This window comes from Methanosarcina thermophila TM-1 (genome assembly GCF_000969885.1).
In the GTDB taxonomy this organism is placed as follows: Archaea; Halobacteriota; Methanosarcinia; order Methanosarcinales; family Methanosarcinaceae; genus Methanosarcina; species Methanosarcina thermophila.
The window spans coordinates 1,590,982-1,616,081 of the sequence record NZ_CP009501.1 but is presented as its reverse complement, the minus strand read 5'-3'; the positions used below and the strand labels follow the sequence as shown (position 1 = coordinate 1,616,081).

31 protein-coding genes are annotated in these 25,100 nt (G+C 40.4%); 10 read left to right on the top strand and 21 right to left on the bottom strand.

The features are described from left to right. Window positions 1-106 precede the first annotated feature (106 nt). Window positions 107-319 (bottom strand): hypothetical protein, encoded by a 213-nt coding sequence (locus tag MSTHT_RS06945; RefSeq protein ID WP_048167150.1) that lies wholly within the window; start codon window positions 317-319, stop codon window positions 107-109. Window positions 320-1,888: 1,569 nt separating this feature from the next. Between MSTHT_RS06945 and MSTHT_RS06940 the strand changes: the two genes are divergently transcribed. From MSTHT_RS06940 to MSTHT_RS14050, 6 genes are all read left to right on the top strand, one after another. Beyond that, window positions 1,889-2,176 carry a hypothetical protein gene (locus MSTHT_RS06940; RefSeq protein ID WP_048167149.1) on the top strand — a complete coding sequence of 96 codons (288 nt, stop codon included), beginning with the start codon at window positions 1,889-1,891 and terminating at the stop codon, window positions 2,174-2,176. 18 nt (window positions 2,177-2,194) lie between these two features. Next, complete coding sequence (locus MSTHT_RS06935) at window positions 2,195-2,386, top strand: hypothetical protein (protein WP_048167148.1); 192 nt, start codon at window positions 2,195-2,197, stop codon at window positions 2,384-2,386. A gap of 135 nt (window positions 2,387-2,521) precedes the next feature. Then, window positions 2,522-2,683 carry an AbrB/MazE/SpoVT family DNA-binding domain-containing protein gene (locus tag MSTHT_RS14500; protein ID WP_181952266.1) on the top strand — a complete coding sequence of 54 codons (162 nt, stop codon included), beginning with the start codon at window positions 2,522-2,524 and terminating at the stop codon, window positions 2,681-2,683. A 4-nt stretch (window positions 2,684-2,687) separates the two neighbouring features. Further along, window positions 2,688-3,245, top strand: coding sequence for a DUF4352 domain-containing protein (locus MSTHT_RS06930; protein WP_181952265.1), 558 nt, complete (start codon window positions 2,688-2,690; stop codon window positions 3,243-3,245). Between the two features lie 147 nt (window positions 3,246-3,392). Further along, complete coding sequence (locus tag MSTHT_RS06925) at window positions 3,393-3,608, top strand: hypothetical protein (protein ID WP_048167146.1); 216 nt, start codon at window positions 3,393-3,395, stop codon at window positions 3,606-3,608. Window positions 3,609-3,638: 30 nt separating this feature from the next. Then, on the top strand, window positions 3,639-3,866 hold the full coding sequence (locus MSTHT_RS14050; RefSeq protein ID WP_331454389.1) for a type II toxin-antitoxin system RelE family toxin: 228 nt from the start codon (window positions 3,639-3,641) through the stop codon (window positions 3,864-3,866). A gap of 3 nt (window positions 3,867-3,869) precedes the next feature. On the opposite strand, the gene MSTHT_RS06920 is transcribed toward MSTHT_RS14050, so the two are convergent. After that, window positions 3,870-4,388 carry a hypothetical protein gene (locus MSTHT_RS06920; protein WP_048167145.1) on the bottom strand — a complete coding sequence of 173 codons (519 nt, stop codon included), beginning with the start codon at window positions 4,386-4,388 and terminating at the stop codon, window positions 3,870-3,872. Window positions 4,389-4,941: 553 nt separating this feature from the next. Continuing rightward, window positions 4,942-5,376, bottom strand: a complete 435-nt coding sequence (locus MSTHT_RS06915; protein ID WP_048167144.1) for a hypothetical protein — start codon at window positions 5,374-5,376, stop codon at window positions 4,942-4,944. 98 nt (window positions 5,377-5,474) lie between these two features. Here MSTHT_RS06915 and MSTHT_RS06910 point away from each other — a divergent pair, with 98 nt between their 5' ends. Then, window positions 5,475-5,837, top strand: coding sequence for a HEAT repeat domain-containing protein (locus MSTHT_RS06910; protein WP_048167143.1), 363 nt, complete (start codon window positions 5,475-5,477; stop codon window positions 5,835-5,837). A 634-nt stretch (window positions 5,838-6,471) separates the two neighbouring features. Here the strand turns inward: MSTHT_RS06910 and MSTHT_RS06905 are convergent. The 4 genes from MSTHT_RS06905 to MSTHT_RS06890 form a co-directional block, all read right to left on the bottom strand. Then, window positions 6,472-6,666 carry a hypothetical protein gene (locus tag MSTHT_RS06905; protein ID WP_048167142.1) on the bottom strand — a complete coding sequence of 65 codons (195 nt, stop codon included), beginning with the start codon at window positions 6,664-6,666 and terminating at the stop codon, window positions 6,472-6,474. 45 nt (window positions 6,667-6,711) lie between these two features. Next, window positions 6,712-7,125, bottom strand: a complete 414-nt coding sequence (locus MSTHT_RS15120; RefSeq protein WP_048167141.1) for an L-histidine N(alpha)-methyltransferase — start codon at window positions 7,123-7,125, stop codon at window positions 6,712-6,714. Further along, window positions 7,077-7,664 carry an L-histidine N(alpha)-methyltransferase gene (locus MSTHT_RS15115; RefSeq protein ID WP_048167140.1) on the bottom strand — a complete coding sequence of 196 codons (588 nt, stop codon included), beginning with the start codon at window positions 7,662-7,664 and terminating at the stop codon, window positions 7,077-7,079. Before MSTHT_RS15115 ends, MSTHT_RS15120 begins: the two co-directional genes overlap by 49 nt. Window positions 7,665-7,828: 164 nt before the next feature. After that, window positions 7,829-8,953: a radical SAM protein gene (locus MSTHT_RS06890; protein ID WP_231588025.1), complete on the bottom strand. Its 1,125-nt coding sequence runs from the start codon at window positions 8,951-8,953 to the stop codon at window positions 7,829-7,831. A gap of 190 nt (window positions 8,954-9,143) precedes the next feature. Here MSTHT_RS06890 and MSTHT_RS06885 point away from each other — a divergent pair, with 190 nt between their 5' ends. Further along, a complete protein-coding gene (locus MSTHT_RS06885; protein ID WP_048167138.1) occupies window positions 9,144-10,103 on the top strand; it encodes an SPL family radical SAM protein in 960 nt (319 codons plus the stop codon). Here the strand turns inward: MSTHT_RS06885 and MSTHT_RS06880 are convergent. From MSTHT_RS06880 to MSTHT_RS06855, 6 genes are all read right to left on the bottom strand, one after another. Beyond that, the gene (locus tag MSTHT_RS06880) at window positions 10,100-11,818 is read right to left on the bottom strand and encodes a hypothetical protein (RefSeq protein ID WP_231588024.1); all 1,719 of its coding nucleotides are present in this window, start codon (window positions 11,816-11,818) and stop codon (window positions 10,100-10,102) included. The two genes, MSTHT_RS06885 and MSTHT_RS06880, sit on opposite strands and share 4 nt — an antisense overlap. A 133-nt stretch (window positions 11,819-11,951) precedes the next feature. Continuing rightward, complete coding sequence (locus tag MSTHT_RS06875) at window positions 11,952-12,656, bottom strand: class I SAM-dependent methyltransferase (protein ID WP_048167136.1); 705 nt, start codon at window positions 12,654-12,656, stop codon at window positions 11,952-11,954. 229 nt (window positions 12,657-12,885) lie between these two features. Continuing rightward, on the bottom strand, window positions 12,886-13,188 hold the full coding sequence (locus MSTHT_RS14040; RefSeq protein WP_082086792.1) for a transposase: 303 nt from the start codon (window positions 13,186-13,188) through the stop codon (window positions 12,886-12,888). A gap of 196 nt (window positions 13,189-13,384) precedes the next feature. Next, window positions 13,385-14,128: a polysaccharide deacetylase family protein gene (locus tag MSTHT_RS06865; RefSeq protein WP_048167135.1), complete on the bottom strand. Its 744-nt coding sequence runs from the start codon at window positions 14,126-14,128 to the stop codon at window positions 13,385-13,387. Further along, window positions 14,103-15,233: a glycosyltransferase gene (locus MSTHT_RS06860; RefSeq protein WP_048167134.1), complete on the bottom strand. Its 1,131-nt coding sequence runs from the start codon at window positions 15,231-15,233 to the stop codon at window positions 14,103-14,105. Before MSTHT_RS06860 ends, MSTHT_RS06865 begins: the two co-directional genes overlap by 26 nt. Beyond that, window positions 15,209-16,171, bottom strand: coding sequence for a flippase-like domain-containing protein (locus MSTHT_RS06855; RefSeq protein ID WP_231588023.1), 963 nt, complete (start codon window positions 16,169-16,171; stop codon window positions 15,209-15,211). Before MSTHT_RS06855 ends, MSTHT_RS06860 begins: the two co-directional genes overlap by 25 nt. Window positions 16,172-16,669: 498 nt before the next feature. Between MSTHT_RS06855 and MSTHT_RS06850 the strand changes: the two genes are divergently transcribed. Next, the gene (locus tag MSTHT_RS06850; protein WP_048167133.1) at window positions 16,670-17,797 is read left to right on the top strand and encodes an aldo/keto reductase; all 1,128 of its coding nucleotides are present in this window, start codon (window positions 16,670-16,672) and stop codon (window positions 17,795-17,797) included. 57 nt (window positions 17,798-17,854) lie between these two features. Here MSTHT_RS06850 and MSTHT_RS15110 read toward each other — a convergent pair whose 3' ends face one another. The 3 genes from MSTHT_RS15110 to MSTHT_RS15105 are packed head-to-tail and all read right to left on the bottom strand — an operon-like array spanning window position 17,855 to window position 18,655. Continuing rightward, window positions 17,855-18,220, bottom strand: coding sequence for a hypothetical protein (locus tag MSTHT_RS15110; protein WP_231588264.1), 366 nt, complete (start codon window positions 18,218-18,220; stop codon window positions 17,855-17,857). Continuing rightward, complete coding sequence (locus MSTHT_RS15365) at window positions 18,148-18,378, bottom strand: class I SAM-dependent methyltransferase (RefSeq protein ID WP_259274600.1); 231 nt, start codon at window positions 18,376-18,378, stop codon at window positions 18,148-18,150. Before MSTHT_RS15365 ends, MSTHT_RS15110 begins: the two co-directional genes overlap by 73 nt. Further along, a complete protein-coding gene (locus tag MSTHT_RS15105; RefSeq protein WP_259274595.1) occupies window positions 18,314-18,655 on the bottom strand; it encodes a class I SAM-dependent methyltransferase in 342 nt (113 codons plus the stop codon). Before MSTHT_RS15105 ends, MSTHT_RS15365 begins: the two co-directional genes overlap by 65 nt. Before the next feature lie 490 nt (window positions 18,656-19,145). Here MSTHT_RS15105 and MSTHT_RS06840 point away from each other — a divergent pair, with 490 nt between their 5' ends. Beyond that, window positions 19,146-21,353 carry a catalase gene (locus MSTHT_RS06840; protein WP_082086790.1) on the top strand — a complete coding sequence of 736 codons (2,208 nt, stop codon included), beginning with the start codon at window positions 19,146-19,148 and terminating at the stop codon, window positions 21,351-21,353. A 138-nt stretch (window positions 21,354-21,491) separates the two neighbouring features. On the opposite strand, the gene MSTHT_RS06835 is transcribed toward MSTHT_RS06840, so the two are convergent. The 5 genes from MSTHT_RS06835 to MSTHT_RS06815 form a co-directional block, all read right to left on the bottom strand. Then, window positions 21,492-22,166, bottom strand: a complete 675-nt coding sequence (locus MSTHT_RS06835; protein ID WP_148704509.1) for a DUF5602 domain-containing protein — start codon at window positions 22,164-22,166, stop codon at window positions 21,492-21,494. A gap of 182 nt (window positions 22,167-22,348) precedes the next feature. Then, window positions 22,349-22,984 carry an iron-sulfur cluster assembly scaffold protein gene (locus MSTHT_RS06830; RefSeq protein ID WP_048167131.1) on the bottom strand — a complete coding sequence of 212 codons (636 nt, stop codon included), beginning with the start codon at window positions 22,982-22,984 and terminating at the stop codon, window positions 22,349-22,351. A 74-nt stretch (window positions 22,985-23,058) separates the two neighbouring features. Next, the gene (locus tag MSTHT_RS06825) at window positions 23,059-24,225 is read right to left on the bottom strand and encodes a cysteine desulfurase family protein (protein ID WP_082086875.1); all 1,167 of its coding nucleotides are present in this window, start codon (window positions 24,223-24,225) and stop codon (window positions 23,059-23,061) included. Window positions 24,226-24,426: 201 nt separating this feature from the next. Continuing rightward, entirely contained in the window at window positions 24,427-24,846 is a 420-nt protein-coding gene (locus MSTHT_RS06820) for a DsrE/DsrF/DrsH-like family protein (RefSeq protein WP_048167130.1), read from the bottom strand. An 18-nt stretch (window positions 24,847-24,864) separates the two neighbouring features. Beyond that, window positions 24,865-25,092, bottom strand: coding sequence for a sulfurtransferase TusA family protein (locus MSTHT_RS06815; RefSeq protein ID WP_048167129.1), 228 nt, complete (start codon window positions 25,090-25,092; stop codon window positions 24,865-24,867). Between the last annotated feature and the right edge of the window lie 8 nt (window positions 25,093-25,100).

Below are 25,100 nucleotides of genomic sequence, written 5' to 3'. Positions count from 1 at the left end.
TATCAACGTAGTATTTATTGTGATCACTTGCTTAAAGTGACTCTCGTTTATTGAGAATAGGCAACACATGGAAGCTTTGGAGTAGTTTGGAGACAATCCAAAGTTTCTATCTTTCAACAATGCCCTTGTTTTTCTTGTTTTTGTTAATTTTCGAGTCCGTATCGTACCTTATGGCTGGCTCTAGCTTTCGTTTCTTCGCTTTGCCAGGTGTACTTCTTCCGTTCGCTACGTGGTTTTTGCCAGTTGGGGCTCTTACATGCCCTATTAGCGCAGTTTTTTGGGACAATACCAGGTATGCGCTGTGGCCAGGAGTATCCACATCTCAAACAGTGGAAAGTTTCCTTGACTTCACAAGCATCTGACTCGCACATTAACATACAATGTCTTATGAGGGTCAGAGTATAAAAAGCACGTGGTCTTTTAAACATTATTTGGTATACTCCTTAGTCGAAAATGTTAGAAATGTTTAACAAAATGTAAAGTTTACTTAACATCGCTAAGTTAGAATAATGATAAAATGAGGCCGCCTATTCTCTATTTTGTCTGAGTCACGGCAAAGCATAAAAAGCGATTTATACAACGTGCTTTATATTAATTTTTATATAGATAATGCCATGAGCATTCTATTGAATCGAACAAAATGGAACTTGTTAACTTGTCTTTGTCCTGCTCCTGCCAGTGTATCTCCGGTGGGAACTTGTAAAGTCAAAAAATTAATACTGTTTTAAAGATCAGCTCATAATCAGCACTTTTTGGCTTATCCGATACTGTTTTACTTTCCTGGAATGTTGCGCTTTCCGCTGTGAATATCCTTAATCAGTCCAGCTTTCGGAGTGCTTTTAAATCCTTTAAATCAGAAAAGAAACCTTAATAGAACTGCAACCACTCAGCAACTAGCCCATATATACCATTTCACCCTATATACTTTTATGGCTCCTGCCCTCGGTTAATCGCTCAAAAATCAGGAAGTGAATAGAACATGCACTTTAAAGAAGTTAAGTAGGTTAAGTAGGGAATTGGAAGTGGCGGTGGAGAAATTGGAAGTGCCGGTGGAGAAATTGGAAGTGCCGGTGGAAGTTTGCAGTGAGGGTTGATTAAAGAACTATATCCCATAGATTCAAGACCGGCTCAAGGAGAAGGGCACCATAGATAAAACTCTTCAGGGCTGGAAGAATTTAATCACGCCCTTTAATTTAAATCGCTCTATGAGCCTTAGATTAAGCCGATACTCTAACCTATTGATTCTAACACTTTCTTAAAATTCTCAGTTATATCAGGCTTATGTTTCCCTGCAATTCCTGAACTTTGGCTCAGTTTTCGGAAGTTAGACTGTAGGGCTACATGTGCTGGTGGAAAGTTCGCAGTTGTGATTGACCGGTGGAGGATAGAAAAACAGCACTTTTGGATAGCTTCACAATAGAAATCCTGTCCTCATTCGGGCAATGTTGAAAGATATGTATATACTTGCTATTGATAGAAAGGATTTAGATTCGCATTGGAAGCTCTGAATATATCACTGAAAATACCCCTTGGAACTAAACTAATTAATGAAGTGGAACAGCATTTCGATATGCGTATAAATTAAGCCTCTTGTATCTGTTTTAGTGCCATTGTTATGTGGATTTTTAAACTGATTTTGCTTTTCATGTTGGCCAAACAATTGAGAATCGCCTTATTCCGGTATGTTGTGGAATAATCGAGGGAACACTCGAACACTTGAATCTGGATGCAGTTCCTAAGTAAGTTAACAGTATAAAGTTGCTCCTATTGTTTAATACTAGGCATGCCAAATACTAACCTTTATATACCTGGCATGCCTAGTATTATTTGCACAACAAACAGGAGCATGAAACAATATGCAGAACCTTATAAATAAAAACAACTCGGCTTGATTTCAGGACAGCAACACAGCTACATAAACAGGCATTACGGCAAACAGGTCTATAACAACAGCAAGAAAGCACCTGCTCAAAGATCAATCTTTGATGAGCCTCTCGACTTCTCCCAATGGTTTTTAAGAGGTTTTCGAAGTTTTGAAGCAAAAGGTTATGACTTTGAGTTTCTGACTGATGAGCTTGTTGCCATAAGAGTTCCTGGAAGAGAAAACAGAGTGCTGAGGACGAAAGCCGATTTTAAAAGAGAATGGGAGGAGTACAAGGTAAACTATTACCTCTAACTCTTTTTTGGTGAAAACATGACTGAAGATAAAAAACACTATCAAGGACAGAGAGGCTATAAAGCAAAAGAACTGTGCCCGCTATGTGGTGAAATACTCAGTGTAGCATATCTCAGAAAGACTGTGGACGGCAAACGTGCTTATGTAGCTGTAGGGCTTGGGTGCCCATCAGATAGCTGTAAATATATCAAAAAGTCAAACCAGGATTAACAGGCAGTAAATCAAATCTGCCTCCACTTCGAGAAAGTCTATAAAAATATCAATCTAACACACCAATCAACTCGACTTTATAAAAACTGATTGAAATAACAAAGATTATATGTTTGTCTACAAATGTACCGACATATGGCAGAAATGAGAATTAACAGGGATAAAAATAATAGGACTTCTATTTATCTGCCTGCTTTCCTGAGGGATAAATTCAATCTGCAAAATGGAAGTTTAGTCGATATTGATACCGATGGGAAAAATATTATAATAACACCAAAAAATAAAAATGGAGTGTAAGGCGTTGAACAAAATTATAAAAGTTATTCTTGGAATTTTTGTCTTACTTGTTATAGTTGGTCTTTTAGGATCTGGTGGAGATAGTACAACAGATAATAGTAACTCAAAACAGGCTCAAGAATCTGCTCCAGCTTCTGAAGCAACCCCTGAAGCTACACCTGAAACTTATAAGATTGGTGACAGGGTTGTTGTTGGCGAGAGGGCATATACAATAACAGATGTAAGAACTGCGAGTTCTATAGGGAATGATTTCACTAAACAAACCGCATCCGGAATTTTTGTCATTGTAACCATGACTATAGAAAACATTGGCAAAGAGTCTGCAACAATGACCACTGGTGATGTAAAAATTATAGACTCTGAAGGGAGAACCTTTGAAAGTGATACAGAAGCTTGGTCTGCTTTAGAAGAAAACATTTTATTGAAACAGATTCAACCAGGACTTCCAGTTATGGGGCAGACTATTTTCGATGTGCCTAAAGGAATCACTGCCAATTTACAAGTAGCTGATGGAATATGGGGCACAGATACGAAGTTAGTCTCTTTAGGTACAATCCAATGAAATTGAGTTATGAGGGACAAATTAACCCTCATATTCATACTTTTGACTTAAGGTGTTTTTTTTCGTCTTGAAAGCTGATCTGCACTTATCGGAGCATGTTTCTGTTTTTAGCTAATTATAAATATCATAGCTCCTATAGTGATTATCATGTCTGAAACAACAACAATTCAAGTAACCAGACAGACCAGAGATGAATTAAAAAAAATCGGGTCGATGGGTGACGATTACAACGCTGTCATTGAAAAATTGATCAGAGAATACAAAGATCATGAATACAAATCGAGAATAGACAGGCTTGCAGAGGAAGCGGATGAGTTCATCAAAGAACACAGAGACGAGTTTGTGAGCATTGATGACCTTTAAAATCTTGATTCATCCAAAGCCCTTAATGACATTCCCAAAAATAGGGTAGATCAAATTAAAGCGGCTCTGAAAGAGCTAAATGACCCCTTCCCTGGAGGGAATAAAAGCCGGATCGAAGGTTACAAGGAAGAAATCTATAGGCTTAGGATAGGCAATTATAGGGCCATGTACAGATTCGATTCAAAGAAAGCTGAAGTCTATGTATACGAAATTCTGACACAGGAACAAGCACATAAAAAATATGATCGGCTGATCTAATTATTATCTTTCTTTTCTGCTTTTCCTATAAAATGCGGCTCTGCATTTGCTACTGCAAGTTTCTGCTTTAGGGCTTTGAGCATCAAATTCTGCTCCGCAATTCTTGCAGATCTTCTTAATTGTCTCCTTCCCTGCTGGAGTGCTCCTGGCTTTACTGACTGGCTTCTCATAAGCCTTCTGAACTTCTGCTTTTATCTCTTCAGTACTCTGCTCTAATCGGCGGTGCTCCATGCTTTTAAAGAACTGCGAATAGAAGTCAAGTCTTTCCACTTCTCTTTTCAGATCCACAATTCGTTCCTGCTTCTCCTGCAACAACATCTGCAATCCTTCAATAGTTGCCTCAAGTGCGGTAGTGTCCTGGGAGTTTTTGGGAGTATTCCTGGGAGTATCCAATAACAGTTTAAATCCTGCTGTCACCGCATCTGTAGGGCTGGTATATCCCAGGGAGTTTAATTCCTCCCATGTCTCGATGGATACCCATACTTGTAACTTCTTCATATTCTTATGATCGCTGTCACTCATACTCCCTAATGGTAGTTTCGGGGATATATACTTTCAGGGAGTAATCATGGGAGTATTCAGGGAGTGTGTGTGGTAGTTGTCCCTGTGCAGTAGTAGGTGCGTAGATGGTCTATCATTGAATGAGAATATACTGCTCATATAATTCCTTCAGTGGTGCCTGAGAGGATCATGTAAGGCTTATAGAAGAGGTGCAGGTACTTGCCATTAGATAGGGTATAGTACCCTTAGAAGGCTTTAGAATAGGTATAGTAGTATGTGTATTACAGTATGCTGTTATTGATATGGATGTATCATATATACTAAACAACAAATGGGAATAAGGGAATACCTAAAACAAGATGCTCAAAAAGAAAAGAGGAAATGCATATCGATAAATACAATTCTAATATTAATAGACGGGAGTTGCTGTTATAATCTATATGACTAATTTTAATAACATGTCAGTCGTTCACGATTTAAAAAACGAAACCGGAAGCGGTTGTGTTCAAAAAAAACAGTATGTGAATTCCGGGCCAATACTACAACAAAAAAATTAGGGTTTTTAATACCCTTCTCAAGCAGTAGTCACCGTAACATTGTAAGGCATTCCACTGGTAATCTTGAACGCATAAGTCCCAGGTTTATACATGTATGTTTCTCCGCTGTCAGCCACACTCGTACTTCCTATGTAGTCCAGGAGTTCTCCGGTTTCGCTACAAAGATACATGGAGAATACAGTTTGTTTATATTTAGTGCTGTTCTGAGTTTCCCATTCAATCTTCCATTTATTAGGTGCAGTAAACTGCTGAGTAGTTGTTGAATCGTCTCCAGAGAAAGTTACAATAACAGTACCTGGAGCAGTTGTTGGCTCAGAGATTGGCGTTGTTACTTCTGCATCAGGTTGTGCGACTTCACTCTTCTGTTCATTGCTTTCCGCACATCCAGCTATTCCTACAATAGCTAGAATCACAAGTCCTATACAAATACTTGTTTTCATACTCGTTTTCATCTGTCACATCTCCTGAGGATGTACCTCAATTATTACAAAACTTATTTTGTGAGTTCTAAAAAAATAAGTATATTTTCTGCTTTATAAAGGCATTAACAATGAAAATGTTTTCGATTTATTCCTGTGGATACAGAAAGAAAGAGTGCGGAGAAAATGTCATTTTCTTTATCAAGGAAAGGGCATTTAAGGATGAACACTATTCTGTGAGAGGGGTTGCGCTCCAGGAACTTGCAAACGGCTGGAGGAACGAACCTGAAGTTCTACAATTTGTCAGAGACAGGTGCGTTCATGATGAGGATAATATGGTAAGGGGAAATGCAGTCAGCCTGCTTGCATCCTTATGGCCTGACGAGCCTGGAACTTTTGAAATGATCATGGATAAAGCTGTCTCTGATGAACATTATTCGGTCAGAAAAACTGCAATGGAAGAGCTTGCAAAAAGAAAGAGTGCGGGGATATAGGTAACTCAAAAATTCTCGTATTTTTATATTTATATCATTTTAAATCGTATATGGATAATATATTTTCTTGAATGGGAACATACAAGGATGTGTGTGAAATCCCTGTGGTGAGCCTGAGATTAAGCCAGAATTTGTATCTAAGATCTTTGATCAGATCAGCATAAAGTCCGGATGTTTTGTCCTGCAGGGCCTGCAAGATTATTCCTCAGATCCCACTGTTTTTGAATTATAATCAACTTTTCTTTTACTCTGTTTTTTCACTTTCAGTTCATATGTTCAAGTTAAGCCTTGTCTATTCATAGTAATTCTTTTCAATTATTTTTCCCACTTCATCTACGCCTGCCGTTTTACTATATGTTTCTACTGATAACAAAACTTCTATGCCAATACTGCCACATCTAATCCAAGGTGGGCCTAACATTGTAATTTTTTATATAATGTTAAAACTGCCTCTTTTTTGTTTAAAAATTTCAGCCAGATTTCAGAGCAAAGAAAATTTCAGAAATACCGAAGCCGGTTTTAAGTTTTGTCATTACCTTGCACCCTTACATCAAACCTTACCTCGAACTCTGACTTCGACCCTGACATCATCCCGACTCCGACTTCGACTTCGACTTCGACCCTAACCTGGGCTCTACATTCTGCGTTTTGAAGCTACAGAATGATTATCGTAAAGCCAGTACTCATAATTTGATTCGTTGATCAGAGACAGTTCTTCTCCTGGCGTATGTATTAATACACTTTTCAGCCTTCCAAGCTCATCACACCCATAAGCTATACTTTGCTTTGTTTTCTCGCTTCTGCTCAGTTCCTCTATCTCGCAACCCATACCCCAAACCTCCTTTTGATTGGTTTCTCTCTGGTTAATGTCATTTCATGTACTTCGTTTTGCGAGGATTATAACATTTGTCTGGTCTTCACTCAGGAAAGTCTTGAGGATTTCAAATCCGCAAATATCCAGGAAAGCCGTAATCTGGTCATGGGTATACTTGTAAGTAAAACCCATACGAATTACATCTCCTCTTCTGAGGCGTATGGCTTCTGCTCCAATTGTAATTTCAGAGTCTTTCAGGATATGCAGATGCTTCCTGGTTCTGCACACCAATCCTATCCTTGAATCTACATGTGCAAGCAGGAGTTCAAAATCGAGGTCTTCAGGATTCATCCCATAATGAAGCAGAGGGTACATATTGAAGAGAGCATTCTCTCTTGAGGTATATGTGCTAAGTATGGATTCCCCTAAAGATTGTGCTTCCAGACCTTCAGCAGGGAGAAGGCTGGCATCCAAGAGAAATAAATCCTCCTACCCAAGTGTTTTACGGACAAGCTGAAGAATGAATTCTGGCTCGTAATTGCAAAAGGTGTTCCCCAGAATGCAGAAAAGAACCGGCAAGCGCCAGTTTTTTTAAAGGTCGCTATATCCTCTATGAACCCAGCTACTCCTCTCTTTTCGACAGGCAGGTCCCTGACCTTAGCAAGGGCAAGATCCACAAATTCGCTGTTTATATCAACAGGATAATAGCATATCGGCACTTCTCCTGAAGCTGGGGGTTCAGCCAGATTTTTCCTTATGAGTGCTTTGAGAAGAAGTTCCTCTTTTTCCCCACTTCCCACTCCAACACTTACAAGGCTCATGCCTGTCGGAATAAATCTCAATAGTGATTCAAGATTTTTCTCCAGAAGGGATGTGAGCTGCCTGGCTACAGGAAATGTCCTGGATCTATCCAGTTCCAGCCAGTTTTTTGTTCCGCCAGCACCTGTATATAGAAGATAATCAGGGAGTTCGTGATTCTTCAAGCATTCAATGAGTTTTTTCTCTATCTCCATCTTGCTGATAATTACTATCTTTTCCTTATTTTCCGAAACCTATCCAGACACCGCTTTTCTTGTGCTGCTCAATTCTCACCTTACCCCCAAACCATTCAACAGCCCTATGTTAGATTACTTCTTTCAACCTCTTGCCTGAACTCTGCTTTTTCCCATCCTGCAGTTTATTTGAAACACTGCTGGCACTCCATTCTCAGGGCTTCGAGAGGGTGGGCACCATTGTTTACTCCTATGCTGTAGGCATATCCCCGGCAGCCTATGCACTCTTCCATATGTTCACAGTTCTTGCATCTTCCCTCAAGCACTTTATCGATATTTCGGACATATGTGAAGAGATCAGAATAATAAATCTCCCGAAGGCTCTTTTTGTTTATATTGTAGGGATATTCCCCGTCAACTCTTAGCGCAGGATGTGCATCAAATTTTGTAGGCGCACAGGGTCGGACATTCCCTTCTATGTTGATATACAGGCTATAAAGATGCTGAAGGCAACCGCTCGCAGTAATTGGTGTGTAGGGCAGCCAGTCGTACCCGTAATATTTACGGTCAATTTCCAGCAGTTTTAACTTATATTCCTTTATCTCATCAGCTGTCAGCAGCTTATCCTGGAGTTCATCATTTGCCCTGCCTGTAGGCGTTAGGATCTCCATATTGGGGAAGATATTGTTTTGCCTGCAGAAATGCCAGATCTCTTCTATTTCTCTCAGATTCATTTTATTACTGACGAAAGAAACTCCCAGGCGGAGTTCCCCAGGCACAGCCGGTTTTGAAAAACCTGCTTTAAGAAGGTTTTCAAGCCCTTTTCTGATTTCTTCTGAGGCTCCTTCTTTCCCTGCCAGATAATCCTGAATTTCAGGCTTAAGGGAATCCAGCTTTCCCATTACTGAGGCGTTGTGTTCGTACAGGAATTCTGCAAGTTCCTCGGTTATTAAAACCGTATTCGAGAAAACAACAGGGATTAATCCCAGGGAATCAATATGAGCAACCAAATCTCTGAAATTCGGATGCAGTGTCGGTTCTCCTCCTCCTATCACGACTACGGACTTGATCCCGAGTTCTTTTGCTTCCGAAACTATCTGTTTGAGGGAATTAATATCTGCTATTTTTGCCGAACCCTCTCCACTCTGTGCATAGCAGTAGCGGCAGCGGAGGTTACATGATTTGTTCGTTTCAAGGCGTATGGCTAAAAGTCTATTTGAGTTCCGAGCCTCACGGGCTTCCTGTGCTCCATACATATAGCCCTTCAATATCGGAGGTGGTAAGAACGGGCTTAATGCGTCAGAGCTCATCGATTCTTCCTCCCGCATATTAAAATGTATATTTGGCGTTCCTTATCAAATTACAAGAAACTAAGTGATACCCCTGGGCACAGCCAGTTGATTTTATCAAAAGTGATAGCTGCAGCTATTCCTACGAGAAAGCTCTGTTTTAAGGGCTTTTTGTTAAATTTATTATACCTTTCAGCCGTATCATTCCGGGATGTTTGAGGAAATCGAGGTTAAAAAAGCTCTGAACCGGATAAAAGATGCTGGCAGAATCACACTACCATTCCGCTGGGATCTCAATATCTACAGGGGATGCGAACACGGTTGTAACTACTGCTATGCAATGTATTCTCACCGCTATCTGGAAAAGGAAGAAATGAACTCTTCTCCGGTTAAAGAACCTTCAGGAGTAAAAAACTGTGCTTTTTTTCAGAGAATCTGCGTCAAAACAAATATAGCAGAAGCCCTTGAAAAACAGCTTGGAGCAAAAAGCTGGAAAAAAGAAGTAATCAATATAGGGGGAGTGTGCGATAGTTATCAGCCTGCAGAGGCAGAGTACGGATTAATGCGCCAGGTTCTACACCTGATGATAAAATATCGGAATCCGATTATGATTTCTACAAAATCCGACCTTATTCTCAGGGACTTCGATCTTCTTAAAGAGCTTGCCGAACTTACGTATGTAAATATTGCAGTCACGGTTACAACAATAAATGAGGATTTAAGTACCCTGCTGGAACCCTCTGCCTCGCCTCCAGTAAAGCGATTTTCGGTCCTCAGAGCATTTAAAAATACAGCTGCTGTTACCGGATTTCACATGATGCCGATTCTTCCTTTTCTTACAGACAGCCCTCAGAATCTGGAGCAAATTCTTTCTATTGCAGCCGAGTGTGAGGTGGATTATGCCCTAACAGGCATTCTTTACTTGAGGGGCGATACCAGAAAGCATTTTTTCGATTTTCTTGAGCTAAAATTCCCTGAACTTGTGGATCCATACTGCAAGTTGTATGCAAAAGGAGGAGTTGATAAAGCGTATAAAGCTGAACTTTATGGAGTGCTCAATTCTCTTATGGATAGATACAATCTGTCCGGAGATTACATGAAACCCATGCAGATGAAACTTTCCCGTCCGAAGCAACTTAAACTCACTGATTTTCACGAAAATTCAATCTAGTTCACATATACACTATAAGTATGCCTGTCCTCTACCCAGAAAGTAACTGAATTATCCTGCTCTATATTGTAACTGATAAACTTCTCTGATGTATTATCATAAATCTGTGTATTTTTTCCAGCCTTTATGTTTACATTTACAAGAGCAATGGCTCCGTTTGTGTGTGCATCAAAAGTGACAGAGTGTTCAGTATATCGCAGTTTTTCAAAAGAGGCATCAAATGTGTTTCGGTTTATTTGACCATATTCATAAAAAGACACTATGGATACATTATTTGAATTGTAATTATCTACCCAACTTCTAAATTTTGAACTGCTGATTGAGTATTTTATAGCAGGATCCTTATCAAGTTCGTGGGTAAAAACAGGGTGTATCATACCTGCTCTGGATGCTTTTTCCCACCATTCCCAGGTGGTATCGTCCAGATTCCCAATATCCCTTTCCGCATGGATTCCCGAGTCTCCATTTCTCCAGAACATCCCTAAGTTCTCATATGCATAAATAGCGTGTGCAACAGTATCTTTATTTCTCATGGAGCACCAGCTTGTTGGCTTTTTCCCGATTTTCTCATAAACATAGGAATACCCCTCATCTATTACCTTGTACGCTTCTTCAAGTGGGAGTCTGTTCAACTCTTCAGAGTAATGCACTCCTACGTCCCACGAATCATTAGTGACCAGACTGCGGAGGTACTCAAGATCAGTTTCACTGTATTGCTCAAGGAGCTCTATGTCAAACCATATGGTTCCTATATTGTTTTTGCTATTGAGATAGCGTATGCCCTGCTCTGTTGTATCTCTAGCATGTGGTCCATCAAGTCCAAAAGCCAGTATTTTGTTGCTTCCAATCGCAGTTATGAACTTACGGTCTGCTGTCTGACCAATGCTGTATAAATCAACATCCAGGTACGTACCTTTTCCAGCTATAAAAGAAGTGAACTTGATGTATCCGTTTGAGAAATCAATATACGGTAATCTCTGCCTGTCGGTGCTATAAAATGGGGTTACGATAAAGTTGCCGTCATTTGTGCAGATAGTGTTAGTTTTATTGTACCCATCAAACTTTATTTCAAAATCAAATTTCTCTGCCGCATTCCCGATACGTATGGTTTTAGACCTGATCTCCTCAGAAAAATCCTTAAAATAACTTCTTAGTATGACATTATCATTATCTACTTTTTGAATAATCAACTTTGAACCCGGGCTATTGAGCTCAACAAAACTTTGAAAATCATCCGTTTTTATATTCATCGAGATTTGATACGTACATTTAACCATTGGTATAAGCCCGCAAATGTAAAGTGATTCAGTTTGCCTCTGCTGCTCCCTGTAGTGAATTAAAGGTATAGAAGCAGCTTCACAGAACCTGTGAGTCTCTAGAGATTTTGTTAAATTTACTGTATATCCATTTACCCCAGACTGTAAAATAGTATCTACAACGGGAAATAAACTGCAAGGAAATAAGCAGGAGTCTCTTGAGGTTTTATAATTTAGTGCTTTTGAAGCAGTGAGAGAAATCTCGGATTTCAATGTGCCATAAATTGCAGAATATAGTTTATCATATATCTTATTACCTTGAAGATTTGCAATAAAAACATTTTTTGGGATGCTGTTAATTTCGGTGTAATTTTGTGAGAATAGATTGAGAATGCCCTGATTCGCATTTTCACAAATTTTTGGAATGTTTTCGTCTATTAAGGTTTTACTTCCTTCCACATGTAAACTACTTGACATAGATAACGCGGGAAAAAATGTTTTTAGATGGCTACTGCTCTTCACTGGATCACCACATCAATTATATCACTCAATCGGGCTCTATTTTCAATGCAGTACTCGTTAGAGTAGCCGTTTAAGCCCGAAACATTATCGCATGGTACTTGTACTCGTAATACATCGAGCATACATAAATCATTTTAAAGCCATGCTTACTCGCAATTTTTTCGATTTTATTAGGATGGTAGGCAAACCCGAGAATATCCTTTGGACGATTTTTTATGCTTGCCAGTACGACAGTCTGGAGCTCAAAACCAGCTTTACGTAAAATCTTGAGACAATTCACATCTTTTGAGAACAGTCCGACCTTCCATAATGGATATAAACGGGAATCCAGCAGGTCAAACAATACTATTTTGCCCCCTCTGTTCAGATACCTTGATGCATCAAAGATGAATTTATCAATTTCTTGAAGTGTCAGGTATTGAATTACCCCGGCTGCAGTTATTCTATCAAAACTAAACTCCAATTTCTCCCAGAGGGTTTCATGATTAGCAAGAATCAGGTCGATGTTATTGCATCCTTTTTTCTTGATCCTCTTGCTTGCTTCGCCAAGCATGGACGGGGAAAAATCCACTCCTACAAGCTTTTCATACTCAGGAGCATAGTATGTCAGGAGTTCTGCAGAGCCGCATCCGAAGTCGAGAAGAGTTTTGCCTCCATCAAGGTGAAATAATTTTTCCCTGGCTTCCATAGCAAGAAATTCCTCTGATGAATACCTGTGCCCTCCATGCTTCTTATCCTTAAAAAACTCTTCCCAGACATTTTTTGGTTTAGGCATGTTCCTCGGACTCTCAAACTTTGTTTTTCCTAATATTTTCCCACAAAATCTGTAATTTTAGGCTAGCAATTCTTCAACTTTTACTTGAGCTAGCTAGTAACCCTGGAAGGGATAAAAAATTCCGATTTCACACATATGTGCATAATTATTTATAATTTTCTTTTTACAACAGATATTATTGTCTCTACTTTATTCCTTCTATTGTATGTGATCTTGTCAAACTCTACATTTAACTGCTTTCTATATTTTTGCCGTTTCTTCTCTTTCTTTTTCTTTCTCTTAAAGGTACTATTGAATCTGCTTTTATCTCATTTCTTATTAGAGTATGAATTTCTTCGGAATCATATCCTTTATCCATCACATAACATTGAGACTTTCTTGACCTATTTGATTTCTTTATCAAAGTACTTACATGCTTAATCCCATGATATGTTTTTTGGCTAATTTTCCATCCTATTATTACCTTTTTTATTGTGTCTACTGATATTGAAGCTTTCAGGAAGCTCCGGCGGAGCTTCCCTGTTCTCCTTATTAATTACTTGCATATGAACTCGTAAATCCAGTTGTCTCAATAGCTGTAATAGAAGCATTTTCTCCATCTGAGTAAAATAATTTTAGAACTCTTGATTGAATAAAGTAAGAAAAGAAGGAAAATTGAGGCTCTATTAAATAGATAAAGACAAATTCAGAGCTTCTGGAAATTGTTGAAGAATAACTTTTGTGCCTTTTTAGTAAAGCTCAAAACTATCCCATGATTCTTTATATTTTTCAAGGGTTGCCCTTTCTTGCAAAGTTAGAAAAAGGTAATTTTCAGCTTTTAAGGTACGTATCAGGACTTTCAGGTTTTTGAGAGCTTTTTCTCCAGTATTGAATTTGCAATCCAGACGTATGGGCATGTTTGACATATCCACTAGCTCCCAGGGATGCACAAAGATAACAGGTGCTTTTGAGAGTTTAATCAATGGGAGAAAAAACTCTGGTGGGAGTCTTAGAAATGAAGAAGTAATTGTGGCAGGAATCCTGACTATCCTGCTTTCCGATTTATCCTTAAAGAAAGGTGGTTTGTACATTGCAAGGGAAGAATCATATAGAAAACCTTCTTTTTCCAGGAGTTTTAGATAACTTTTTGGAAACTGGAGGTTCGGAGCCCTGAAAGAGACAAGTTTCTTTTCAAATTTTCTAAGAGTTTTTCCAGCCTGTTTAAGAGCAAACCTGGCTTCTTCCTCTGTCATTTGATCGAAGCGTGCATGGGTATATCCGTGACATCCAAGCTCGTGCCCGTCTTCAGGAATTCGGCATATAAGGTTCGGATACCGCTCAGCCATTGTTCCGGTCACGAAGAATGTGGCTCTTATTCCTTCTTCTTTAAAAAGGTCAAGTAGCTTGGGCAGCCCTTCTTCCATGCCTCTAGTACTTGAAAGCATTGGGGGGCAGTCTTCTTCTACATCAATGGTTATTGTGATATTTCTCATAAATAACACTTGTATATACCTTGCTGGTTTGCTCACATATCCAATTCCAATCATAGTTTGAGAGCCCCCGGATAGCTTCCTCAGCAAAGGAAGTTCGAAGGGCAGGAGTTTCTATCAGATTTTCAAGGTAAAATAAAAATTCCTCAAGGCTGTCTGCAAGGTAACCGTTTATACCGTTCTTGATAATATCCGATACCCCGCTATTATTCATTGCAACGACAGGAACCTTTCTTGAGATTGCTTCCAGTATCGAGACTCCAAAGGCCTCATTAGTAGATGGTAGAGCAAAGATATCAGCCTGTTCGAGATATCCCAACACTTTTTCCCTGGATATTTCTCCTGTAAAATAGAAATTGTTGGATAAACCTGACTTCTCTACTATTCTTTCTAATTTTTCTCTCAGTGGGCCATCTCCTATCATTAAAAACAACAAATTTTTATATTTTTCCAGAAGTAAAGGAGCAAGATCTATAATGTTCTGGACACCCTTCTTCTTTGTCATACGTGCAACCGTAACGATTACAATTTTTCCTTTTGTATCAACAGGAAGGGGAATTTTGATGATTTTATCTTCAGAATCTATTCCGTTAAAAATCCGGTAAATCGGTTTTTTTGTCATTAGTCTTGAGTCCTTTTCAACCGCCGAACTGACAGCGATTACAGCATCAGCATATCTTAAAAGCAGTCTACCTGCAATATATAGAAGCTGGCGATATGGGGTATTTCCTACCAGGGAGTGATTGGTAACTATTACAGGAATACCAAGCTTTCGGGATGCGAGAAGAGCACTCATACCCATAGGTGAGTCCAACCCGTGAGGATTGACAATTTCGTAATTTCCATTTTTCAAAAGGCTAAAGAGTTCCTTATATGCAGACGGTGTGAGAAAACGTTGCTGTCCTGGTAAAGGACTTCCTTTGACTCTTATTACCGAAACTCCGTCCTTTATACTGTATTGAGGGACTCCAGGGTAGCTTCTGGTAATTACACTTACCTTATGACCATGCATGCTCAGTGTTTTAGCGAGGGTGTGCATCGAGTACTCGATTCCTCCAACCTTTGGAAAATACCAGTCGCTGATTAATGCGATTTTGTATTTTTCCATATTTCAATCCCTCCGTAGTAAGACAGGTACAGGAACCCTATCAGACTGCTGAGCCCGAAGGATATAAAACGTTCCAGAATTACGAAGCTGCCTGAAGATGCAAGAGGTAACCCCAAATATAGAAGCAGAGATATTAGACCTCCTTCTACTATTCCAAGTCCCCCAGGGGTTATTGGCAGGATTCCCAACAGCAAGTACAATATCGAGACTGCTGCGATGGTATATAGTGAAAGATTAAGATTGAGGGCAAGAGCAATCAACTTGAGGCGTATTATATCAAGAACCCAGACCCCACTGGATAACACGAGTACAGGAATATAAGACTTCTTAAGTTGTCTCCAGTTTTGCTGTATCTCCTTAAGAAGGGCAGTAAGTATCTCCCGGAAAAACCATACCAGTACCCCGATTATAATTAAAGCTAGAAGCAACAGATAAGTAGAATTTAAGGTCAGGATACTTTTCTGCGGAAGGAGTTTGATATCTAAAGAAGGAAAGAAATATACTACATATAATAAAAGCAGGATAATGGGAACCGTTTCAACCAGCCTTTCAAAAAGGACAGTTATGAAACCATCAGTATAACTTATCCCGAAGCGTTTCTTAGCCCAGAGTATCCTCAAGGGCTCACCTCCTGTCCGGTTCGCTGGAGTTAAGTTGTTCACAAAGATTGCCCCAAAAAGAATGGGAAGAAGGTCTGTAGCTTTGAGCTCATATCCAATGCAGGAAAGTACCTGCTGCCAGCGTACCGCAAACAAGTACACACTCAGGAGATAAATTAAAAATGCCAGAATCACATATTGGATTTGAGTCTCTGCAAGAATTTTCAAGCTCTCTCCAAGCACAGGTACAATCTCTATCCAGTAGGTTCGGATCAAAAATACTCCCACTGTAAACAGTAAGAGTATCACCATGACTTTTTTCAAGATTACCCGGCTCAAAAACACACCTTCACAGGGACTCGAGTAGAATTTTATTATGCAGTTTTGCATTAACTAAAACTTAGTCACTGATTTCCTGCAAATTGAGACCTAGTTACAATCTGGATTCAATATTTCTGAATCTCGAAAAGGGAACATTAGTTTACTCTTATATCCAGAGACATAATTTTACATGTCCTAAAGCTATAATTCTTAAAAACATTTCTGTCATTTTCCCTAACCCTTTACTCCATACTTAAATTAGGCTCTTTTTATATAATTCCTATCATCATTTTTTTTCTCGAATTTAAATTTTAGCACTCAGTTTCCTACTGGATTCTAACGTTTCTCTAAATTCTAATACTCCTTTTTTTCTTTCTTATATTTCTTTTTACTAAATTTCTTGCTTATATCTGGACTGTTCGTAATCTCACAAAGTATTATCATATATCATGACAAAAAGGTAGTAGGAACTTGATTTGGGGCGGATTTTTCTTTTGCATTAGGGGGTTAAAGTATATGCTATATAGAAAAATTGGTAAAACAGGTAAAAGTGTCTCAATACTAGGATTCGGTGTAATGCGGCTTCCTATTCTTGGGGATGACGACTCAAAAGTTGACGAGGAAAAAGCTGCACAAATGATCCATTACGCTATAGATAACGGCATCAATTATATTGATACTGCCTATTCCTATCATGGGGGCATGAGCGAATTCGTTGTTGGGAAAGTCCTTCAGGATGGTTACAGGGAAAAGGTCTATCTTGCGACAAAACTTCCAAGCTGGCTTGTTACTTGCAGAGAGGATATGGACCGTTATTTAGACGAGCAGCTTGGACGGCTCAGAACCAATTATATAGATTTCTATCTTCTCCACGCGCTAAACAGGGATTATTGGTCTCTTCTAAAAAAGCATGGGGTTTTTGATTTCCTTGATTCCGCCCTTAAAGATGGAAGAATAAAATACACAGGTTTCTCTTTCCACGATAATATTGATCTGTTTAAAGAGATCGTTGATTCCTATCCATGGGATATGTGTCAAATCCAGTATAATTTCATGGATGAAGATTTCCAGGCAGGAAAAGAGGGGCTGATGTATGCAGCCTCAAAGGGACTTGGAGTTGTTGTTATGGAACCTCTGCGGGGAGGATACCTTGCTTCAAATGTCCCTCAGGAAGTTCAGGAAATCTGGGATAGTGCCGAAACTCCACGAAGCCCTGTTGAATGGGGACTGCGCTGTCTCTGGGACTATCCTGAGATAAGCGTTGTCCTGAGCGGTATGTCTGATCTGGCGCAGATAGAGAGTAACATAAAATTTGCAGCAGATGGTTTCCCGAATTCTCTGACCGAGGAAGAGAAAAAGCTGATTTCTAAAGTAAAAGAGATTTACAGGTCAAAGACAAGAGTTAACTGTACTGGCTGCCGGTACTGTATGCCCTGTCCCTCTGGAGTAAATATTCCAGAGAATCTTAAGCATCTTAATAATGCTGAGATGTTTGATAAGATAGAAGAGGAAAAGCTTATATATAGCAGCCTTGAAGGCAAGGCTTCAAATTGTACGGAGTGTGGGGAATGTGAGATAAAATGTCCGCAAAAAACCCCTGTAAGGGAGCTATTAAAAGAGGTTTCAAAGTTATTTGAAAAATAACCTTTTTTCGTTTTTCCCCTGAGCCCAGGGTCGTTCTAATTACCTGAACTCAGGATTTTATTTTCTTGCTCTGCCTTTAAAGAAGGTATAGCAAAACGTACCCATGGACCTGGCAGTCTCATGAAGTTCTGTTATTCCTTTATTCCAGGTTTCTTCTTCTATCATTTGCATTCCCAGAGCCTGCCTTTTCACATCTTCTACCATGGGAATAATGGTTTTCAGGATGAAACCGTCTACTAACTCAGGTTTACTGGAATCCATGTATACCATCTTGGGCTCTACTTTTACCTCATTTAATCCTGATCCCTGCAGGAGAGGATAAAGCTGGCGACCAATTAGGGAATTTCCTTTCATGTGTGCCTGTACCCTGATAAGGCAGTTCCAGGCTGCAAGAGCTTTTTTCCTTCGGGATAAAAGTAACATGAGCCGTGGTCTCCTTCAATAACGGTTATAGTGCCACCGGTCTTCAGGATTTTTTTCAGACTTTTCAGGGCTTCGGATGGATTCTGGAGATGTTCAAGAACGAAACAGACAAAGACATGGTCGAAACTCTCTTCTTTGAAAGGGAGAGAAAAAAATATCTGCCTGCAAGAACCTTACATTTTCAATGCCTTTCCTTTTTACATTTTCTCTGGCTTTTTCAAGAGAGTCCGGAGAAACGTCAATTGAAATAATTTCTGCCCAGGGATTGTTTTTTGCCAGAATTACAGTCTGTGCTCCTATTCCACAGCCAGCTTCGAGTACCTTTTCTCCTGGAGGATATATTGTATCCGAATGAAGAAGTTCCTCAAGTGTATCTGCCTGTTCTTCCAGACGGAGAGCTTCTCTTTCGGAATAACCGTGAACGTATTCAGTCATGTGTTCACTCTCCCTTTCACGTAGTGCTCATTAAGTGTTTTAGACTAATATATTGTTATCTTTATGCAAGGATGTAAATGCTACTGTGCACCACTGAAAACCATCACTTTGTATAATTTCACATTTCCAATTTACATATCTGGCCTTTGAGGTCTTTGTTTACTATTAACTCCTTCCAAGTCCATCTTATTTTAAGTATTTAATTTCTTTATAAAAAGACTAATATAATAACAAGCTAATTTAGAAATTGGGAAGTCGGAATGGGGAGGTTGAGCATGCATATTTACTCAGTTGTGAGCTGTAAATTGAGCTAATCCTGACTGTATAGATTAGTTCTGTCCTATCTAGAGTTAAGGTCATTCCCTGGTCTCCAGTCAGATCTATCATGGACTTGACTGTGGATTGGACTAGAGGATTCCTCATCTCAGGCATGGTCATTACTTCTTACATTGAGATACGCCTCTGCTCGCCTTTGCTTCCTTAAAAGCCCATGAGAATTCAAATTTCAGTTTTTGAGATCTGGAAACCAGAACTAATAGAGAAGGTGGCAATAGTGGAGAAAAAGAGAATGGTCAATGAAAATAGCAAAGATGAGCAGTTAGAGATGTTTCGTGAAGACCCTGAGCGCGATTTCCTGACAACAAATCAGGGCGTCAGGGTCAGTAATACTGATATTTCGCTCAAGGCAGGGGAAAGGGGTCCAACCCTGCTTGAAGATTTCCATTTCAGGGAGAAATTAACTCATTTTGACCATGAGCGAATTCCGGAAAGGGTTGTTCATGCCCGTGGTTCCGGAGCACACGGGTATTTCCAGGTCTATGAGCCTATGACAGAGTATACGAGTGCAAAATTCCTGCAGGATCCCAATAAGAAAACGCCCGTCTTTGTACGTTTCTCAACTGTTGTGGGATCCAGAGGTTCGGCTGATACCGTGAGAGATGTTCGGGGTTTTGCGATAAAGTTCTACACTGAGGATGGAAACTATGATCTTGTCGGCAATAACATTCCTATCTTTTTCATTCAGGACGCAATCAAATTTCCTGACCTTGTCCACGCAATTAAACCCGAGCAGGACAATGAGATACCCCAGGCTTCAGCAGCTCATGATACATTCTGGGATTTTGTCACCTGCCACCCAGAAACTGCACACATGATCATGTGGGTTCTTTCCGATCGTGCGCTTCCCAGGAGTTACCGCATGATGCAGGGCTTTGGGGTTAACACCTTCCGTTTCGTTAATTCGGAGGGTAAGGGAAGATTTGTAAAGTTTCACTGGAGACCCCTGCTTGGCATTCACTCGCTTGTCTGGGATGAAACTCAGAAGATAGCAGGAAAAGATCCCGATTTTAACCGACGCGACCTGTGGGAAGCAATTGAAATGGGAGACTATCCGGAATATGAGTTTGGAGTGCAGATCCTGGAGGAAGAAGATGAGTTTAAATTTGACTTCGATATCCTCGATCCCACTAAAATCTGGCCCGAAGAAGATGTACCCATTAAATGGATAGGGAAAATGACCCTTAATCGCAACCCTGACAACTTCTTTGCTGAAACCGAACAGGTTGCATTCTGCCCGGCAAATGTGGTTCCCGGGATCGACTTCTCTAACGATCCGCTTCTTCAGGGACGCCTTTTCTCATATCTCGATACTCAGCTAATCCGCCTAGCCGGTCCGAATTTCCATGAAATTCCGATTAACCGACCGCTGGCACCTATAGCCAATAATCAGAGGGAAGGTTATCACCGCACAACGATAAACAAAGGCAAAGCAAGTTATTTCCCTAACACAGTAGGAGAAAACCTCCCGCGTCCTGCCTCTGTAGAAGAAGGTGGATACGCCCACTACACGGAAAAAATAGAAGGAAAAAAGATCCGCGCCCGCAGCGAAAAATTCAAGGATTTTTACAGTCAGGCAAAATTATTCTGGAACAGTATGTCGGAGCCGGAAAAGAAACATATCATAGAGGCATTCCATTTTGAAGTTGGAAAAGTCAATGATAAAAATATACGGAAGGCAGTTGTTGATATGTTCAACAATGTGGACGGAGATCTTGCAATTGAAATTGCAAAGGGAGTAGGGGTTCCGGCTCCTGAGAAGAAAGGTGGATCTCCTGTCATGAAAGAGTCTCCGAATCTCAGCCAGGAGCGTTCGGAGCATACAGTGAAGAATACAATTAAAACCAGAAGAATTGCTATCATTGCTGCGAATGGATATAACCATAATGATGTCAGCCAGGTGATGCAGGCTTTAGAGGCTGGCGGAGCAAGAGCCCATATTATCTCTAAACACCAGGGAATGTTAAAGAGTTCAAGCGGAGAAAGTATCGAGGTTGATAAGAGCTATGTCACCACAGCCTCAGTATTTTATGATGCTGTATACATCCCGGGAGGAAAAGAGAATGTCGAGACCCTGAAAATGCAAGGAGATGCAATCCATTTCGTCAATGAGGCGTTCAGACACTGCAAACCTCTTGGAGCAACCGGTGAAGGCATTGAGTTACTTAAAGCCGCAAACCTCCCTGATATACAATTTGCAGGGAAGGAATCGGCTGATAAGGAGATTCCTTTGATTTCCGATAAAGGTGTCGTGACGGCTGTTAATGGGGAAGACAGGAGTGCTTTTAATGAGTCCTTCACTACTGCAATTGCAAAGCACCGTCACTGGGATAGGGAGAAGAAAGAACAGGTTCCGGCTTGAATTTCACTGAATTCCGGGTTTATTTGAATTAAATTCATTTGAATCGAGGTTATTTGAGAGGAGAAATTTCTCCTCTCGTCGCTTTTAAACTCTATTCGCTTTTAAAAATTGAACTATATTTTAAAGTTAAATTGCGTTTTACCTGAGAGTTAGTCCCTCAAGAGCCAGCGTATACTCTTTATTCGTTTCATTGTAGCTCAGGGAGTAACCTGTGGGATAATAGGAACTTATCGGATAACATTTTGGAAGCTTGAGTTCTTTTGTCACCTCTGGTTTTGTCTCAAGGAAAGCTATTGTAACCATAGGTTCAACAAAAACCATTTCCCCGTTATAAAACCCATAAATAAAAGTCTCATTAAAAGGCTGTCCGTTAAACTCAGGAGCTTTCGGGTCTACCCAGTGTGCTCCCATTCTGGGCACTCCTCCTTGCGTGGGAACATATCCCTCCGGAATATATTCTGATGCCGGCATTTTTGATAAGTTCTTACAATCTTCCCCGGTCGCTATAATCTTATCTCTTTCCTCAGGGGTTATCATGTAAAAATGAACATCAAAGTGCGGCTTATCATAAATTCCCTGAGGCTCATGTCCATGAGGATTCCAGTCAATCCCAATGTGGTTATAAGCCGTGGAAGCAGCTTCTTCCGGCAGAGCAAGTGTGTATTCCACAGTTCTTCCTTCCGGATGTCCTTCCAGAGCTGATTCTGTAAAGTTTACTCCTATTGACGAGGGATTTCCTTCGTTATCAAGCTTAACCCAGGAATAAGCAACTCCGCTGCCCAGAGTTTTACTTTCCCCTTCAAACATTCCCATCTGAGGTGGTTTAACAAAGCATTTTTCTTTTTGTTGCTAGGTCTCCGCCATTGCACAGCCGGAAAAGAGAACAGCAACTACCATGAGTATACAGAAATAATATGTCAATTTTCTTCCCTTCATATTACTCCCCTCACATAGCATTTTTCATTTTTCAAATAATAATACGAATTCTATTCACGTCACGCTGTAAACACCACATCAACCTTTTCGACATCCCACAGAGACCCAAGTTTTTCTACAATATCCTCTTTTATCGCCGGAGCAAACTGGTGGTTTGCAGGCAGGTCTACTACCACTCTTACCGCTCCATCCTCAACACTGATCTTAAGGATCAGGTTTGTACGGATAACGTCAAGCCCTGTTAGAGGATTCATAACGTGTTTGAGCCTCTTTTTGACAACTTCTTCAGTTGTAGACTCTTTCTCGGTTATAAGTCCGTGTTTTTCCTCATAATCCTTGATTGCGGCACGCAGACCCTCAACTGCGAGCACAGAACAGTGGGCTTTGACCGGAGGCAATCCTCCAAGTTCTTCTGCAGCCTGCTTCCAGGTTATTTTCTTTGCTTCATCAAGGGTTTTTCCGCGTGCAAGATCAGTTATAATCGAGGCTGTGGCAATATTTGAGGCACAACCATAAGATTCGAATTTTATATCATCAATAACCTTAGTATCAGGATTGACCTTGATATAAACGGCAACCATGTCTCCGCAAGCCGGGCTTCCTTCAAGACCTTTTCCGTCAGGATTCTCCATCTTTCCTACATTGTGTGGATTCTTGAAATGCTCCAGCACTTTTTGACTGTAAGGAAACTTCATTGTTTCACCTTTCTATAATCTTTCTCTGAGCTTCTATAATCTGCTTCCCTTTGTATTTCCTTTCAATCTTGTTTTCATTTCTTCGCAAGCGGGCTTATCTCCCTGAGCTTTGCTACTATCTCACTTATTGCTTCAATTGCTGCATCAACGTCTTCCATGCGGTTGTAGCGTCCGAAGGTAAAACGTACCGAACCATGTGCTCTCTCGTGGTCTCCTCCGATACCCATGATTACATGGCTGGCTTCAAGGGAGCGACTAAAACATGCAGAGCCCGTGCTTACTGCAAACCCTCTCATGTCCATATGCAGAGTTATGGATTCACCCTCAACATAATGGAAAGTAAGGTTTGCGTTCTGAGGCAGGCGCTTTTCCCGGCTTCCGTTTAGGGTAACATCAGGAATATCCGAGAGAGCTTTGTCAATAATCCTATCTCTCATGGCTTTGAGCCTCATGTTTTCCTCTTCGGTTACGAGCTCGACGGCTTTTGCAAAACCGACTGCAGATGGAATGTCTTCCACCCCTGCCCTCAGATTAAACTCCTGGAAACCTCCATCCATGAACTTGGTTATTGGGGTATCTTTCCGGATGTAAAGAGCACCTATTCCCCTTGGACCGTGAATAGTATGGGCAGACATGGTGATCAGGTCTACAGGCAGCTCCTTTACATTCAGGGGAAGCCTGGTAAAGCTGTGAGTGGCATCTGTGTGCAGGAGCACATCTTTCTCTTCGCAAATCTCGGAGATAGCTTTCAAATCCTGCACTGTCCCTATTTCCTGGTTACCGTGCTGGATTGAAACAAGAACTGTCTCCTTTGTGATTGCGTTTCTCAGCCCTTCTAGATTCACAAATCCTTCCGCATCCACATCAAGGAAAGTTACGCTAAAACCCTGCCTCTCAAGAGCTTTTGCAGTATTTAGCACAGGAAAATCTTCTATTTTCGAGACAATAATATGCTTTCCTTTCTTTTCTTTAAGAGCCCAGGCAACCCCTTTAAGTGCGGTATTGCTTGACTCGGTGGATCCTGAAGTGAAAATAACCTCATCCCAATTTGCAGCAATCTTTGAAGCAATGCTTCCCCGGGACTTTTCTAGTGCTTCTTTTGCATCAATACCCATAGAATAGCCAAATTCTGATGTAGCTACTGCATAAGTATCAAAAAAATAGGGTTTCATCGCTTCAAGTACCTGCTCATCCATCCTCGTGGATGCAGAGTTGTCAAGATAAATTACATTCTCAAATATGTTTCTCCCTCCCAAATAGATTATATAATTTTGATTTTATAGCTGAATCTCAGCTTTTTCAGTGAAACACAATACTCTCAATCCGAAAAATCCCTAAATAGTAGTTTAGCTGAACGCAAAGGTATAAATCAGACCTAATCAGACCTGACCAGTGAGTGTCTTATTATCGCAGTAGTGACAATTCTGAAACTTTTCTGAGTCTCATATAAAGAGAGTTACACTAGCGCCTTTTGCTTCCTGAATATAGGAACCAACAGCACCCCATTCATCTATCCATTCCGTCTGAAGTTCATCTTTACTTAAACCCATGATTTCCATGGTCATCTCGCACGCGATTATTTTTCCCCCAAGTTCCTTGAAATCGCTCATCAATCTCTCAAGTGAAGCTACATTGGCTTTGTCCATTCTTTGCTTGATCATCTGCCTGCCAAGCCCCATCATATTCATCTTGGAAAGCGGCCCCTTGTCAAGTTCTCCTTTTTTCAAGCGCATTAATCCCCAGAAAGTAAAGTATATAGAGGCCTCCATACCCATCGCCAGGGCTCCGTTCGCAATTATGAGCGCACTGTATACTTTGTCCATATCGCCGCTGTGCAGAATAATGACCGCTTTTTCCCCCATTTAGATTCCTCTTCCGGCTTATCTCCGGATTCTTATCTCCCACTCTTTCCCTCCTTCTTTATCTTCAATATCCAGCACCTCTAGCCCCATTGCCTCGCAGGCCATAGGAATTTCTTTTCTTGATGCCGGGTGTGTCCCTTTTATAATAATAAGATCCCCTGGAGAAGCTTTCCTTAAGGCCTTTCTGCATTCTACCAGTGGAGTCGGGCAGGTCTGCCCTCGAACGTCGATCTCAACTTCTGTCATTATTCTTA